This window comes from Citrobacter sp. MNAZ 1397 (assembly GCF_023613995.1).
GTDB lineage: Bacteria > Pseudomonadota > Gammaproteobacteria > Enterobacterales > Enterobacteriaceae > Phytobacter > Phytobacter ursingii.
Map to the genome: position 1 here is coordinate 429528 of NZ_JAKIVH010000003.1, position 14614 is coordinate 444141.

14 protein-coding genes are annotated in these 14614 nt (G+C 56.6%); 12 read left to right on the top strand and 2 right to left on the bottom strand.

Annotated features, from left to right (window positions below; translation table 11 throughout):
* The first annotated feature begins 1 nt into the window (after window position 1).
* The 9 genes from L2097_RS19210 (at window position 2) to mdcH (ending at window position 8863) form a co-directional block, all read left to right on the top strand.
* Complete coding sequence (locus L2097_RS19210; RefSeq protein ID WP_250353506.1) at window positions 2–1492, top strand: nicotinate phosphoribosyltransferase; 1491 nt, start codon at window positions 2–4, stop codon at window positions 1490–1492.
* 310 nt (window positions 1493–1802) lie between these two features.
* On the top strand, window positions 1803–3458 hold the full coding sequence (mdcA, locus tag L2097_RS19215) for a malonate decarboxylase subunit alpha (RefSeq protein WP_250353507.1): 1656 nt from the start codon (window positions 1803–1805) through the stop codon (window positions 3456–3458).
* On the top strand, window positions 3458–4315 hold the full coding sequence (locus tag L2097_RS19220) for a triphosphoribosyl-dephospho-CoA synthase (RefSeq protein ID WP_142517353.1): 858 nt from the start codon (window positions 3458–3460) through the stop codon (window positions 4313–4315). Before mdcA ends, L2097_RS19220 begins: the two co-directional genes overlap by 1 nt.
* 9 nt (window positions 4316–4324) lie before the next feature.
* Window positions 4325–4624 carry a malonate decarboxylase acyl carrier protein gene (gene mdcC / locus L2097_RS19225; protein ID WP_047372862.1) on the top strand — a complete coding sequence of 100 codons (300 nt, stop codon included), beginning with the start codon at window positions 4325–4327 and terminating at the stop codon, window positions 4622–4624.
* The gene (locus L2097_RS19230) at window positions 4617–5450 is read left to right on the top strand and encodes a biotin-independent malonate decarboxylase subunit beta (RefSeq protein WP_085006260.1); all 834 of its coding nucleotides are present in this window, start codon (window positions 4617–4619) and stop codon (window positions 5448–5450) included. Before mdcC ends, L2097_RS19230 begins: the two co-directional genes overlap by 8 nt.
* Window positions 5450–6250 carry a biotin-independent malonate decarboxylase subunit gamma gene (mdcE, locus tag L2097_RS19235; RefSeq protein ID WP_047373465.1) on the top strand — a complete coding sequence of 267 codons (801 nt, stop codon included), beginning with the start codon at window positions 5450–5452 and terminating at the stop codon, window positions 6248–6250. The genes L2097_RS19230 and mdcE overlap by 1 nt, the downstream gene beginning before the upstream one ends.
* Window positions 6251–6379: 129 nt before the next feature.
* A complete protein-coding gene (locus tag L2097_RS19240) occupies window positions 6380–7339 on the top strand; it encodes an AEC family transporter (RefSeq protein ID WP_085006259.1) in 960 nt (319 codons plus the stop codon).
* 3 nt (window positions 7340–7342) lie between these two features.
* The gene (locus tag L2097_RS19245; RefSeq protein WP_047372865.1) at window positions 7343–7957 is read left to right on the top strand and encodes a malonate decarboxylase holo-ACP synthase; all 615 of its coding nucleotides are present in this window, start codon (window positions 7343–7345) and stop codon (window positions 7955–7957) included.
* Window positions 7958–8863 (top strand): malonate decarboxylase subunit epsilon, encoded by a 906-nt coding sequence (mdcH, locus tag L2097_RS19250; protein ID WP_250353508.1) that lies wholly within the window; start codon window positions 7958–7960, stop codon window positions 8861–8863.
* Window positions 8864–9005: 142 nt separating this feature from the next.
* Here mdcH and L2097_RS19255 read toward each other — a convergent pair whose 3' ends face one another.
* Complete coding sequence (locus L2097_RS19255; protein ID WP_047372867.1) at window positions 9006–9938, bottom strand: LysR family transcriptional regulator; 933 nt, start codon at window positions 9936–9938, stop codon at window positions 9006–9008.
* Window positions 9939–9956: 18 nt separating this feature from the next.
* Window positions 9957–11861: an ABC transporter ATP-binding protein gene (locus L2097_RS19260; RefSeq protein ID WP_041851427.1), complete on the bottom strand. Its 1905-nt coding sequence runs from the start codon at window positions 11859–11861 to the stop codon at window positions 9957–9959.
* 173 nt (window positions 11862–12034) lie between these two features.
* On the opposite strand from L2097_RS19260, the gene kefG reads away from it, so the two are divergent.
* The 3 genes from kefG to L2097_RS19275 are packed head-to-tail and all read left to right on the top strand — an operon-like array spanning window position 12035 to window position 14602.
* A complete protein-coding gene (kefG, locus tag L2097_RS19265) occupies window positions 12035–12586 on the top strand; it encodes a glutathione-regulated potassium-efflux system ancillary protein KefG (RefSeq protein ID WP_047372868.1) in 552 nt (183 codons plus the stop codon).
* Window positions 12586–14391 (top strand): glutathione-regulated potassium-efflux system protein KefB, encoded by a 1806-nt coding sequence (kefB, locus tag L2097_RS19270; protein WP_047372869.1) that lies wholly within the window; start codon window positions 12586–12588, stop codon window positions 14389–14391. Before kefG ends, kefB begins: the two co-directional genes overlap by 1 nt.
* A 10-nt stretch (window positions 14392–14401) precedes the next feature.
* Window positions 14402–14602 (top strand): YheV family putative zinc ribbon protein, encoded by a 201-nt coding sequence (locus L2097_RS19275; RefSeq protein ID WP_041851430.1) that lies wholly within the window; start codon window positions 14402–14404, stop codon window positions 14600–14602.
* Window positions 14603–14614: the final 12 nt, after the last annotated feature.

Consider the following 14614-nt stretch of genomic DNA (forward strand, 5'->3'; position numbering starts at 1 on the left):
CATGAAAATGAACCCCATTCTGGCTATCGACGGTTACAAAGTGTCCCACCGTGTGCAGTACCCGCAAGGGACTACGCAGGTGTACTCCAACTTTACGCCGCGCAGCGATCGCTTTTTCTCCTCTCCCGTGGCGGACGGCAAGCTGGTGTTTTTTGGGTTGCAGGGCTTTTTACGGTGGTTTATGGTCGATTTGTTCAATGAGGCCTTTTTTGCCCGCCCACAAGAAGATGTGGTGAATGAATACAAAGCGGTAATGGACAGCTACCTCGGCAAAGACGCCGTGCCGGTGGACCATATTCGCGCACTGCACAATTTGGGCTATCTGCCTCTGCACATTAAATCTCTTGATGAGGGCAGCACCGTACCCATGAAAGTGCCGGTACTGACCATCACGAATACCCGTGACGAGTTCTTCTGGCTGGTTAACTACCTTGAGACTGTGCTTTCCGCTGAATTGTGGAAAGCCTCCACCAACGCCACGATTGCGCACCATTACCGTAAAGTCTGCGAACAGTGGGCGGTAAAAACCTGCAGTGATATGTCGCATCTTGATTTCCAGTGCCACGACTTTTCCTTCCGCGGCATGGCGGGCCTCCAGGATACGATGCAGGCCGGCGCCGGGCATCTGTTGAGTTTTAAAGGTACCGACAGCATTCCTTCGTTGCTCTACGCCCGTGACCACTACACCGCCGGTGAAGACTATTTTATCGGCGCGAGCATTCCGGCCACCGAGCACAGCGTGATGTGTATGGGCGAGAAGGAGCAAGAAATTGAAACTTTCCGCCGCTTGATAGTCGATCTCTATCCGCAGGGCTTTGTCTCAATTGTCTCGGATACCTGGGATTACTGGCGGGTGATGACGGAATACACCCGTGAACTGAAACAGATAATCCTCGCTCGTGAAGGGCGCGTGGTGTTCCGCCCGGATAGCGGGGACCCGGTTGAGATCCTGTGTGGCACCGGGGCGGATGATGATACGCGTGGCGATCGCAGCCCGGAAGAGAAGGGCTCCGTTGAAGTGCTGTGGGAGATTTTTGGTGGCACGGTGAATGAAAAGGGCTACAAAGTGCTCGATCCGCACGTTGGCCTGATTTACGGCGATTCCATTACCCTTGCGCGTGCCGACGAGATCCTGCGCCGCCTGGAAGCCAAAGGTTTTGCCAGCTCAAACGTGGTCTTCGGGGTGGGTTCCTTTACCTATCAGTACAACACGCGCGACACATTCGGGTTTGCCATGAAAGCGACCTGGGGCGCGGTCAACGGTAAAGGGCGGATGATCTTCAAAGAGCCGAAGACTGACAGCGGCCTGAAACGTTCGGCGCGCGGGCTGTTACGGGTAGAAAGGGATGCGCAGGGTGAACTGCAACTGCATGATGAACAAACCTGGGAGCAGGAAAAAAACGGGGAACTGAAAACGCGTTTCCTCGACGGCAAATTGTATAACGTTGACCATTTTGAGCAGATTCGCCAGCGCCTGGCTGCGCAGCGCTGAACATAAGGTGAACGGAATGACCACCAGAGCCGCATTTTCCCCCTCACCCTGACCCTCTCCCTCAGGGAGAGGGGACCGAACGTGCGCGCATTTTTATGGCGATCCCTCAGCCCTTCCGGGGGCGCATTGTGCCCCCTGTGTACTACAGATTTCCTCCCTTAAAATGATCCTCGTCACAAATCATCACTTTGATTATTACTCTCAGGCTAACAATCGTCTTTGATCCTTAATTGATGCCTTTCTCACCAGCGCGCACACTTTATTCAGTGTTAAGCAAATCAAAATGATTCGCTGAATCAGGAGGTTAATAATGTTATCTGGACAAACACCAGAACGGGTCTGGAACACGCGGCGCACGGAAAAACAGCGCCGCCTGGCCTCCGTCCCCGTACAGGGTAAGGTGCTGCCGACCGACGATCTGGTCGCCATGCTGGAAAAACTGCTCGCCCCGGGCGACAAAGTGGTACTGGAAGGGAATAACCAAAAACAGGCTGATTTTCTTTCCCGCGCGCTGGCGTCGGTCAACCCGCAAAAAGTCCACGACCTGCATATGATCATGCCAAGCGTCGGGCGCAGCGAGCATCTGGATATCTTCGAAAAAGGTATTGCCCGCAAGCTGGACTTCTCCTTCTCCGGCACACAAAGCCTGCGTATCTCGCAACTGCTGGAAGACGGCCTGCTGGAAATTGGTGCTATTCATACCTACATCGAGCTTTACTCCCGTCTGTATGTGGATCTGTCGCCCAATGTGGCGCTGATTGCCGGTTACAAAGCGGACCGTAAAGGCAACCTCTACACCGGCCCGAGTACCGAAGATACCCCGGCACTGGTGGAAGCCGCTGCCTTCCGCGATGGGATTGTTATCGCTCAGGTCAATGAACTGGTGGATGACGAATGCGATTTACCGCGCGTGGACATCCCGGGTTCATGGATTGACTACGTGGTCGTGGCTGACAAACCGTTTTTTATCGAGCCACTTTTCACCCGCGACCCGCGTCTCATCAAACAGGAACATATCCTGATGGCGATGATGGCCATCAAAGGCATCTACGCTGAGCATCAGGTGCAGTCGTTAAACCACGGCATCGGCTTCAATACCGCAGCGATTGAACTGCTGCTGCCAACCTACGGCGAACAGCTCGGCCTGAAAGGCAAAATCTGTAAACACTGGACGCTGAACCCGCATCCGACGCTGATCCCAGCGATTGAAAGCGGTTGGGTGGAGAGTGTGCACTGCTTCGGCGGCGAACTGGGGATGGAAGAGTACATCCGTGCCCGTCCGGACGTGTTCTTTACCGGCTCTGACGGCTCGATGCGTTCCAACCGTGCTTTCTGCCAGCTGGCTGGTCAGTACGCGGTAGATATGTTCATCGGTTCGACCCTGCAAATTGATGGCCTGGCGAACTCCTCAACGGTAACCCGTGGGCGTCTGGCGGGTTTCGGCGGTGCGCCAAATATGGGCCATGACCCGCACGGTCGTCGTCATGCGACCCCGGCGTGGCTGAATATGATCACCGAACCCGACCCGATGCAGCGCGGTAAAAAACTCGTCGTGCAGATGGTCGAAACCTTCCAGGCGGGCGCAAAACCGACCTTTGTGGAAACGCTTGATGCGGTTGACGTGGCCAAAACGTCGGGTATGCCTTTGGCGCCGGTCATGATTTATGGCGATGACGTCACCCATGTCCTGACCGAAGAAGGCATCGCCTATCTCTATCGTGCTCAAAGCCTTGAAGAGCGCCGTGCGATGGTCGCTGCCGTGGCAGGTATCACCGATATTGGCCTGGGTGTGGACGCCAAACGCGTTGCCGACCTGCGCCGTAGCGGCAAAGTGGTTTACCCGGAAGATATGGGTATTCGCCGCACCGAGGCAACCCGTTCGTTACTGGCGGCAAGCAGCGTGGCAGACCTGGTGGAATGGTCTGGTGGTCTTTACAACCCGCCTGCGAAATTCCGGAGCTGGTAATGAAACTTCTGCCACAGATTCAGGTTGAAGGCGGTGCCGAATGGCTGGCGCGAACCGCCACGCAGTGTCTGATTGACGAAGCACGATTAAGCCCGAAACCCGGTCTGGTGGACAGTCGGGGGAACGGCGCGCACCACGATTTAACGCTCGCGTTAATGGAGCGGTCTGCCCATAGCCTGACCCCGACATTTCAGGCGCTGGCGTTACAAAGCTGGCTGCGTCCGGCAGATATTGCGCTGCGGCAAACTGTCGGGCGACTCGGACGTGTTGGCGAACAGGCCATGATGGCGGCAACAGGTGGCGTGAACACCCATCGCGGGGCTATCTGGGCATTGGGGTTACTGGTGAGTGCGGTAGCGATGCTCGGCGGTGAGGCGAACGCGCCTGTTATTGCAGCGACCGCCGCCACACTGGCGAAACTGCCGGATGACGCCGCGCCCAAAGTCTTCAGTAAAGGGCTTCGCGCTACGCACCGTTATCGCGTACCTGGTGCCCGAGAAGAGGCCCAGCAGGGCTTCCCGCATATTTTGCAGCATGCGTTGCCGCAGTTGCGTTTGAGCCGGAGAAACGGTGGCAGTGAATCTCACGCCCGGATTGATGCCCTGATGGCCATCATGACGTCGCTTACCGACACCTGCGTGCTCTCCCGCGCCGGGATGGAAGGGCTTGAGACCATGCAGCGCGGCGCGCGCGCCGTCTTAAGCGCAGGGGGCAGTGCAACCCCGGAGGGACAGCTGGCACTCGGCATCCTGGATCGCCAGATGCTGACGCTGAACGCCTCGCCGGGCGGCGCCGCAGACTTACTGGCTGCCACCCTGTTTCTTGACCGTATCGGGACGCCCTATTTCAAGCATTAAGAGGATGTTATGGAAAAAATCACATTAACCGTGCCCGCCAGCCGTACCTTAAACGGCAAAGCGCTGGCAGGGGTTGTTGGTTCAGGAGATATGGAGGTGTTGTTCACCGCCGACCAGAGCCAGACGCTCACTATTGATATCACGACTTCCGTCGACAACAGCCGTGGACGCTGGGAAGCCTTATTCAACCGTCTGCAGACCGTCAGCAGTCTGCCTGCGGGCAAACTGACCATCCACGATTTCGGTGCCACGCCCGGTGTTGCGCGCATTCGTATCGAGCAGGTCTTTGAAGAGGTGAGCTATGCGTAATGACCGCAGTTTTATCGAATTAAAAGCACGCCAGCGGGCGCATGCGCTGCTGGACGAAGGCAGCTACCGTGAACTGCTCGACCCGTTTGAAGGGATTGTTTCCCCGTGGCTGGGCGCGCAGGGCATTGTTCCACAGGCTGATGACGGCATGGTGGTCGCGAAAGGCACCATCAACGGCCAACCGGCGGTTGTGATTGCCATTGAAGGTGCCTTCCAGGGCGGCAGTATGGGCGAAGTCTCAGGCGCCAAAATGGCGGCGGCGCTGGAGCTGGCGGCGGAAGATAACCGTAACGGTATCCCGACTCAGGCCGTTCTGTGCCTCGAAACCGGCGGCGTGCGTCTGCAGGAAGCGAACCTCGGTCTGGCGGCAATTGCTGATATCCATGCGGCGATTGTTGACCTGCGTCGCTATACCCCGGTCGTTGGCATTGTGGCCGGGACCGTGGGGTGCTTCGGCGGGATGTCCATTGCCGCAGCGCTGTGTAGCTATCTGATTGTCACCCGCGAAGCGCGTCTGGGGCTGAACGGCCCGCAGGTTATCGAACAGGAAGCCGGGATTGAAGAGTACGACTCCCGCGACCGTCCGTTTATCTGGAGCATGACCGGCGGTGAAGTGCGCTATCAAAGCGGACTGGTGGATGCGCTTGTGGGTGATGGCGTGAATGCGGTGAAAGCGGCTATGAGCGACGCGCTGGCAAAAGGTGTTCCCGCAAAACACCGTACCGATAATTACGACTGGTATCTTGACCGGCTGTCGAATTTCGACACCCGCAAACAGGCCGATTCAGAACAGATTCACGCGCTCTTCGCCCGGGAGGTGAAATGATGAGTAACTCAATAAGCCGTGGCGAATTATGGCTGGAAACCCTCGCCCCAAACGCCCAGCGCCTGGCAGGCTTATGCCCGTCCGTACAGGTAGCTGATGGTGAACTGAATGGTGAAACGGTGCGCTTTATCGCCGTTGTGCCGGATGCGAATAACCATTTCCCGCGCGCCGCCAAAGGCGAAGTGGGTCTGCTGGAAGGCTGGACACTGGCAAAAGTGGTCAGCGAAACCGTGGCCGAGGATGCGAATAAGTCCGTGAAACGCCCGATTGTGGCGGTGATCGATGTCCCAAGCCAGGCCTACGGTCGCCGCGAAGAGGGGTTTGGCATTCACCAGGCGCTGGCCGGAGCAGCAGCAGCCTATGCCAATGCGCGTCTGGCGGGGCATCCGGTGATTGGTCTTATCGTCGGTAAAGCGATGTCCGGTGCGTTTCTGGCGCACGGTTATCAGGCTAATCGACTGATTGCCTTCAACGACAAAGGCGTACTGATCCACGCGATGGGCAAAGAGTCTGCCGCGCGTATCACCCTGCGTACCGTGGAGGCGCTGGAAAAACTGGCGGCCACTATTCCGCCGATGGCATACGACATCAGTAACTACGCCACCCTGGGGCTGCTGGAGAACCTGCTGGATATCAGCAATCCGGATGCCCCGTCGTCGACCGATCTGGCGCGGGTGAAAACCACGCTGCAAGAGGCTATCAACGCCGCTCGTCAGGATGCCACCCTGAAAAACCGTCTGGGCGCTGACAATCGCCGCAGCTCTGCGCTTGTGCGTGAACGCATGAAAGCGAGCTGGTAAGCAAAAAGAGACCTGCCAGATGCATTAACGCCGTGGGCACAATCATTGTGCCCACGCGGGAACGTGCATCCTGAAAATAATAATCATCGCACCAGTGCTAAACGTTTCTTTATTTATTACAGGTGATTTATGACTTATGTGATTGTTCATGCCCTCGCACCGATTTTCATCATCATGTTGCTGGGTTTCTGGGCGGGCAAGGCCAAAATGGTGGATAACAAGAATGTTTCCCTGCTCAATATTTTCGTTATGGATTTCGCACTCCCCGCTGCGTTGTTCAGCGCCACCGTGCAAACACCGTGGACCGGTATCGTTGCCCAGTCTCCCCTGATCCTGGTCCTGACGCTGGCGATGTGGGTGACTTACGCGGTTATCTACTTCCTGGCGACCCGCGTCTTTAAAAAATCGCCGCAGGATGCCGCCGTGCTGACCCTGACCGTGGCGCTGCCAAACTATGCGGCGCTGGGGCTGCCTATTCTGGGCAGCGTGCTGGGTGAAGGGTCTTCTACGTCGCTTTCTGTCGCGGTGTCGATTGCCTGTGGCTCAGTATTGATGACCCCGTTCTGCCTGCTGATTCTGGAACGTGAAAAAGCCCGTGGGCAAGGTGGTCACTCCGGCTCCACGCTGGCTATGTTGCCAGTATTGATGTGGCGCTCGCTGAAAAAACCGATTGTGATGGGGCCGCTGTTAGGCGTGATCCTTTCGGCGATTGGCATCAAAATGCCGGAACTGCTGTTGGCGGCGATAAAACCGCTGGGCCTGTCCGCAACCGCAGCGGCGCTATTCCTGACCGGGGTGATCCTCTCTGCCCGTAAACTGCAAATCAACACCATGGTCATCACCTCAACCATCGCCAAACTGCTGATTCAGCCCTTTATCGCCTGGGGCATCGTGCTGATTTTTGGTCTGCACGGTTCGGTGGCGATCACCGCGATTCTGATGATTGCACTGTCTGCCGGTTTCTTCGGCGTGGTATTCGGCAACCGCTTTGGCGTGCAATCGCCGGATGCAGAAGCCGTGCTGCTGTTAAGCTCTGTACTGTGTATTCTGTCGTTGCCGTTGTTTATCTCGCTGACCTCAGGAATCTAAACCATGAAAACATTACGACCGCACGACCTTGTCTGGCTGGCTGACCGTCGCGCCCTGGAAGGCGTGACCGAAGCCTGGGTTGAAGAGATATGGCACCCCGGTTTACCGGTGGTGGTGCGGCGTGATGTGAATCCTAATGGCCGCGTACCCGTCGGGATACGCGGCCTCAAACGTGAACAGCGCGCGGCGGCCTGGGTTGCTCCTGAGCACGTTATCCGCGTCGTTTCTCCGGAAGAGCTCGTTGATACGCAGACACTGGTCCGTTCGCCGTTTATCACTCAGCCGCCCGTGCAGGTCGCGTTTCAGTTGGCGCAGCAGCGTTGGCCGTGGGTCTGGGGAATTACGGGCAGTAGCGGTTATAGCCTGGCAACCGGGATTCCGGTGTTGCATGCGACCAGCGATCTTGACCTGCTGATCCGCGCGCCGCAGCCGCTGGCGCGCGAGGTATTACTTCGCTGGCAGCAGCAGATTTCAGGCGCCTTATGCCGGGTTGATACGCAGGTCAATGTTCCGCAGGGCGGCTTTGCGCTCTCGGAGTGGCTGCGTGACGGCAGGGTGCTCCTGAAAACGAATCGCGGGCCGCAGTTGGTCAGCGATCCCTGGTTTGAGGGGAATTAAATGAAAATTCTGTTTACCTTTCCGGGTCAGGGAACGCAGCATCCGGGGATGCTGCGCGCGCTTCCGGGAACGGAACTGGCGCAGGCGCGTGAGGTGCTCGGCGCAGAGATCGATACGCTGGATACTGCCAATGCCTTGCAGCATACGCGCGCCGTTCAGCTTTGTTTGTTGATAGCCGGAGTGGCCTGGGCGCATGAGCTCATGCGTCGGCACGTTTCGCCCGATATCGTCAGCGGGCTGTCGATTGGCGCGTATCCGGCCGCGGTCATCGCCGGGTCGCTGGATTATGCCGATGCCCTGCGGCTTGTGGCTTTGCGCGGGGATTTGATGGAACAGGCCTGGCCTCACGGTTATGGTCTGACGGCGATCATGGGCCTGACGCTGCCGCAGGTGGAAACACTGGTGGAAGGGAGCGGGGCGTATATTGCCAATCTGAATGCCGAGACCCAGATTGTGATTGCCGGTAGTGATGCGGCGATGGCGGATGTGGGGCAGAAAGCGCTCGCCAAAGGCGCGAATAAAGTTCGTCGTCTTGATGTCAGCGTACCGTCGCACTGTGCGCTACTGGCTGAGCCCGCGCAAAAACTGGCCGAGGCATTTCGCAAGGTGACACTTTCTCGCCCGAACTGTGCTTACCTCAGTGGTAGCACCGGACGTGTACTGTGGCAGGCCGATAAGATTGCCGACGATCTGGCGATGAACATGGCACGTACCGTGCGCTGGCAGGAGGCGATGATTGCGGCAAACGAACGCGAAGCACGGCTGGCGATTGAGATGCCGCCTGGCGGCATACTGACCTGTTTAACCCGTCAGGCCGCCTGGGAAGGTGAGTCAGTCTCGCTGGAACGTAGCGGAATGGATGTGGCTGTACATCTGGCGAAACGGCTCAGAGCGCAGGCCGAGTGACAATACGTAGTCGACTCTGCGACTGTAGCCCGGCTAAGCCGCGCGCCAGCCGGGTATAGGCCGCGTTGGTGCTTTCCCGGGTGGCGGCGTAAACGCATGACCCGGGCTACGTCCGTTGGTGCTTCGCTTATCGGGCCGACAATCAGGCGTTTTCCTGTCGGTTTCTGGCGTACATACGACCTTCCGCCGCCAGCGCCAGCAGGTTCGGGTCATGCTCGCGATTGCGGGCAAAAACGATGGCGATCTGCTGCTGCATCTGGTAGGGCTGTGCGAGTTTAAGTAACTGCACCGAGTTCTCATACACCTTCTTCATCCGCCCCGGCATCAACGTGAAGCCAACGCCCGCCTGCACCAGGCTCAGCATAGAAAAGATGTCGTTCACCCGGGTGACAATCTCAGGCTCAAATCCGGCGATGTGGAAGGCTTCCTGGAACCCGGCGTACGTGGCAAATCCTTCGGCGAGAGAGACGAATTTTTGCTGGCGATAGTCGCGTAAATCAGCGGGGGCGGAGGTATGCAGTTTCGCTGCTGCTGGTGCGGCCAGAAAGATTTCATCGTGGAAGAGCGGCAGCATTTCGAGGTTGGCAGAATCAAGTTCCGACTCAGAAATGGAGATCAATATTGCATCCAGCGACCCTTCCTCAAGTTTCTGCAACAGGGTCTCGTTTGACCCCATCGTCAAATCCATCTCCAGCTGCGGGCGGCGCAGTTTCATCCCCATAATCAACTGGGGGACGGTTTCAAGGGTGAGGGAATAGAGCGTGCCAACACGCAAACGATTCTGGCCGATACCCGCCATCTTACGGGCTTCTGCCAGGCCTCGTTCCATGATTTGCGTGGCCTCCTGGCAGTACTCCAGCAATGTCCAGGCTGCAGGAAGGGGCAGTAAGTTACGCCCCTTATGAACAAACAGCGGGCAGCGTACGTTCTCCTCCAGCGTATGCAACGCACGATGCACACTCACGCCGCTAAGGTTCAGCGCCTCGGCGGTTCGGGCGATATTGCCTTTCTCCATGAAGGCCATAAAAATGGCCAGCTTGCGAAAGGTGAGGTCACTGGTGATGTCGGGGGTCATCTCCGCCTGCCTGCATGATTAATCGGTTTGCAGCATTGCCTCAAGCTGCTCGTGCGCCTCCAGCCATGCCATTTCGCACTCTTCAAGACCAGCTTTTGCCTTTGCCTGTTGTTGCAGACACTCGGTAAGCTCTGCTTTACGGCTTTGGTCATACAGGCCGCTGTCTCCGAGCTTCTCTTCCGCCTGGGCTAACTGGGCATTGAGCTTTTCCATCTCTTTTTCGAGGCGGGTGATCTCTTTGCGCAGCGGTTGCGTTTGGGTTCGCAGTTCGGCTTCACGGCGTTTCTGGTCTTTTCGCGCCTGTGCACTGTTGGCGTTGTCTTTCGGTGCATCGGTCGGCTGGCTTTCCTGTTTCTGGATGTCGCTCAGCCACTGCTGATAATCTTCCAGATCGCCATCGAACGGTTCGACTTTACCGTCGTGTACCAGGTATAAATCGTCCGTGGTGGAGCGTAGCAGGTGACGGTCGTGCGACACCACCACCAGCGCGCCTTCAAATTCGATTAACGCTTCGGTCAACGCCTGACGCATGTCGAGATCGAGGTGGTTGGTGGGTTCATCGAGTAGCAGCAGGTTCGGACGCTGCCAGACGATCAGCGCCAGCACCAGGCGTGCTTTTTCACCCCCGGAGAAGCGGCGGGTCTCTTCGCTGACTTTGTCGCCCTGAAAACCAAAACCGCCGAGATAATCACGAAGCTTTTGCTCCAGCTCCTGCGGGGCCATGCGCGCCAGATGCTGTAACGGCGACTCGTCGGCACGTAAGAACTCCAGTTGATGCTGGGCGAAATAGCCAAGCTTGATGCCTTTCGCCAGACCGATATCACCGCTAAACGGCGTCAGTTCACCGGCCAGCAGTTTAATAAGCGTTGATTTCCCGGCGCCGTTGCGGCCCAGTAACCCGATTCGCGATCCCGGCACCAGATTGAGCTTAATAGAGTCGAGAATGACGCGATCGCCATAGCCGGCGCTGATTTTTTCCATTTTCAGCAGCGGGTTGGGCAGGCTTTCTGGCGCACGGAAACTAAAGTGGAATGGGTTATCCACATGGGCCGGGGCGATAAGCTCCATACGCTCCAGCATTTTGATGCGGCTTTGCGCCTGCTTCGCTTTGCTGGCTTTGGCCTTGAAGCGATCAATAAAACTTTGCAGATGCGCCACGCGCTCCTGCTGGCTTTCGTACATTGCCTGTTGCTGTGCCAGCCGGGTTGCGCGCTGACGCTCAAAGGAGCTGTAGTTGCCGGTGTATTCGAACATGGTTTGCTGTTCGATATGAATAATTTTATCCACCACCGGATCGAGGAAGTCACGATCGTGGGAGATCAGAATCAGAGTGCCCTGATAGCTTTTCAACCACTTTTCCAGCCAGATTACTGCGTCGAGATCGAGGTGGTTGGTCGGTTCATCGAGCAGCAGCAGGTCGGAGCGGCAGATCAGCGCCTGGGCGAGGTTAAGGCGCATACGCCAGCCGCCGGAGAAATCGCTGACCGGACGTTCGAGCTGTTCGTTAGAAAAACCCAGACCGTGTAACAAACTTGAGGCCCGCGAACGGATGGTCCAGGCGTCGATAGCATCGAGCTTGCCGTGGACGGTCGCGATGGCATGACCGTCATTGCGTTCGTTGGCCGCATTCAGTTCTGCTTCGAGCCGACGGTATTCGCGATCGCCATCAATCACATAATCGAGTGCGGGCATTGGCAGGGCAGGGGTTTCCTGATTCACCCACGCCAGTTGCCAGTTATTGGGAAAGGTAAAACTACCGCCATCAGCGCTGAGCTCGTTTTTCAAAAGCGCCAGCAACGTAGATTTGCCGCAGCCGTTTTTGCCCACCAGGCCGACTTTCTGACCCGGGTTGATGGTAGCTGTGGCGTTATCCAGCAGGACACGCACGCCGCGACGAATTTGTAACGAGGAGAAAACAATCATAAGGCGCCGTATGTTCAGACTATGTTAATTTGTCATTATGATAATGTAAGTAGTGAGCGGTTTCGCCTCACCAGGCCCGCAATGGTAGCCCAAAACAAAGAATTTAGACAAAATCATTCTGGCCGCTGAATGCGGTAATAAAAATGACAGGTTTTACGCCCGGGAGGGGGATGATGTCCCAGACAGCAAAAGTACTGCTGCTGTATGCCCATCCGGAATCACAGGACTCGGTGGCAAATCGAGTTTTGCTCAAGCCGGCAAAGCAACTGCACAATGTCACCGTGCATGACCTCTATGCACACTATCCAGATTTTTTTATTGATATTCCCCGGGAACAGGCATTGCTGCGCGAGCATGATGTCATCGTTTTCCAACATCCTCTTTATACCTACAGCTGCCCGGCGCTGCTAAAGGAGTGGTTTGACCGCGTGCTTACGCGTGAATTCGCCAGCGGCCCGGCGGGGAGTCAGCTCGCGGGAAAGTACTGGCGTAGTGTTATCACCACTGGCGAGCCGGAGGCAGCCTATCGCCATGACGGACTCAACCGTTATCCCATTAGCGATATTTTGCGCCCTTTTGAGTTAACGGCGGCAATGTGCCGCATGCACTGGATGAATCCTATAATTATTTACTGGGCGCGTAGACAGTCGCCTGAAGCGCTGGCAAATCATGCGAAAGCCTACGGTGACTGGCTGGCCTCGCCGATCATGACGGGAGGTCTGTAATGGAAGGTTCGGATTTGTTGCTGGCAGGCGTCCTGTTTCTCTTCGCTGCGGTGGTGGCGGTTCCGCTTGCTGCCAGGCTAGGGATTGGCGCGGTACTCGGTTACTTGCTGGCGGGGATTGCCATCGGCCCCTGGGGGCTGGGTTTTATCAGCGATGTTGATGAGATCCTCCATTTTTCGGAACTCGGGGTCGTCTTCCTGATGTTCATTATTGGTCTGGAGCTGAATCCGTCAAAACTCTGGGCGCTGCGTCGTTCCATCTTTGGCGTAGGCGCCGCGCAGGTGCTGATTAGCGCGGCTATCCTGGCCGGATTACTGATGCTGACGCAATTCTCCTGGCAAGCGGCGGTGATTGGCGGGATTGGTCTGGCGATGTCATCCACCGCGATGGCGCTGCAGCTAATGCGTGAAAAAGGGATGAATCGCAGCGAGTCGGGGCAACTGGGCTTCTCGGTCCTGTTGTTTCAGGACCTGGCGGTGATCCCGGCGCTGGCGCTGGTACCGCTCCTGGCGGGCAATGGCGACGACCATCCGGACTGGGTAAAGATAGGCATTAAGGTGCTGGTATTTGCGGGTGTGTTGGTTGGCGGACGCTACCTGTTGCGCCCGGTGTTTCGCTTTATTGCCGCATCCGGCGTGCGCGAAGTCTTTACCGCTGCAACATTGTTACTGGTCCTCGGATCGGCGCTGTTTATGGATGCGCTGGGGCTCTCGATGGCGCTGGGCACCTTTATTGCGGGCGTGCTGCTGGCGGAAAGTGAATACCGTCATGAGCTGGAAATTGCCATCGATCCGTTTAAAGGGCTGCTGTTAGGGTTGTTCTTTATTTCCGTCGGCATGGCGCTCAATCTGGGCGTGCTCTATACCCATCTGTTATGGGTGCTGGCAAGCGTTGCCGTGCTGGTGGCTGTTAAAACGGCGGTACTTTATTTGCTGGCGCGGATCAATGGCATGCGCAGTTCCGAACGCATGCAATTTGCCGGGGTATTAAGCCAGGGCGGAGAATTCGCTTTTGTGCTTTTTTCATCGGCCTCCTCACAACGCCTGTTTCACAATGATCAAATGGCGCTGCTGCTGGTGACGGTCACCTTATCCATGATGACTACGCCAGCGCTGATGAAGCTCATCGATAAGCTGTTGTCGCGGCGTTTTAACCAGCCAGAAGATGAAGACGAAATGCCGTGGGTTGACGATGACAAACCGCAAGTGATTGTGGTGGGATTCGGGCGTTTCGGTCAGGTGATTGGTCGCCTGCTGATGGCCAATAAAATGCGTATAACGGTACTTGAACGTGATATCAGCGCCGTTAATCTGATGCGTAAATATGGCTATAAAGTCTATTACGGCGATGCCACGCAGCTTGAATTATTGCGTTCTGCAGGGGCGGAAGAGGCCCAGTCCATCGTCATTACCTGTAACGATCCGGAAGATACGATGAAGCTGGTGGAGTTGTGTCAGCAACATTTCCCGCAGCTCAAGATCATGGCGCGTGCGCGGGGCCGTGTGGAAGCCCATGAGCTCTTGCAGGTGGGTGTAACACAATTTTCCCGTGAGACGTTTTCCAGTGCGCTGGAATTAGGCCGCAAAACGCTTATCTCGGTGGGGATGCACCCGCATCAGGCCCACCGCGCGCAGTTGCACTTTAAGCGTCTCGATATGCGTATGTTGCGTGAGCTGATGCCAGTGCATACCGATACGATGCAAATTTCCCGTGTGCGGGAAGCGAGACGAGAGCTGGAAGAGATTTTTCAGCGTGAAATGCAACAAGAACGTCGCCAACTGGATGGCTGGGACGAGTTTGAATAAGGGGGAACCCATGGCAGTACGTAAACGTTTTATTGCCGGGGCCGTATGCCCTTCCTGCCAGGCGCAGGATTCGATGGCAATGTGGCGCGAGAATAATGTCGATATTGTTGAATGTGTTAAGTGCGGTCATCAGATGCGTGAGGCGGATAAAGAGGCCCGCGAGCATGTCCGTAAAGATGAGCAAGTTATCGGGATCTTTCATCCGGACTAGCGATATACCCAG

Coding starts and splice junctions, on each gene's coding strand:
- L2097_RS19210 (WP_250353506.1), top strand. CDS start 2: ATGAAAATGAACCCCATTCTGGCTATCGACGGTTACAAAGTGTCCCAC.
- mdcA (WP_250353507.1), top strand. CDS start 1,803: ATGTTATCTGGACAAACACCAGAACGGGTCTGGAACACGCGGCGCACG.
- L2097_RS19220 (WP_142517353.1), top strand. CDS start 3,458: ATGAAACTTCTGCCACAGATTCAGGTTGAAGGCGGTGCCGAATGGCTG.
- mdcC (WP_047372862.1), top strand. CDS start 4,325: ATGGAAAAAATCACATTAACCGTGCCCGCCAGCCGTACCTTAAACGGC.
- L2097_RS19230 (WP_085006260.1), top strand. CDS start 4,617: ATGCGTAATGACCGCAGTTTTATCGAATTAAAAGCACGCCAGCGGGCG.
- mdcE (WP_047373465.1), top strand. CDS start 5,450: ATGAGTAACTCAATAAGCCGTGGCGAATTATGGCTGGAAACCCTCGCC.
- L2097_RS19240 (WP_085006259.1), top strand. CDS start 6,380: ATGACTTATGTGATTGTTCATGCCCTCGCACCGATTTTCATCATCATG.
- L2097_RS19245 (WP_047372865.1), top strand. CDS start 7,343: ATGAAAACATTACGACCGCACGACCTTGTCTGGCTGGCTGACCGTCGC.
- mdcH (WP_250353508.1), top strand. CDS start 7,958: ATGAAAATTCTGTTTACCTTTCCGGGTCAGGGAACGCAGCATCCGGGG.
- L2097_RS19255 (WP_047372867.1), bottom strand. CDS start 9,938: ATGACCCCCGACATCACCAGTGACCTCACCTTTCGCAAGCTGGCCATT.
- L2097_RS19260 (WP_041851427.1), bottom strand. CDS start 11,861: ATGATTGTTTTCTCCTCGTTACAAATTCGTCGCGGCGTGCGTGTCCTG.
- kefG (WP_047372868.1), top strand. CDS start 12,035: ATGTCCCAGACAGCAAAAGTACTGCTGCTGTATGCCCATCCGGAATCA.
- kefB (WP_047372869.1), top strand. CDS start 12,586: ATGGAAGGTTCGGATTTGTTGCTGGCAGGCGTCCTGTTTCTCTTCGCT.
- L2097_RS19275 (WP_041851430.1), top strand. CDS start 14,402: ATGGCAGTACGTAAACGTTTTATTGCCGGGGCCGTATGCCCTTCCTGC.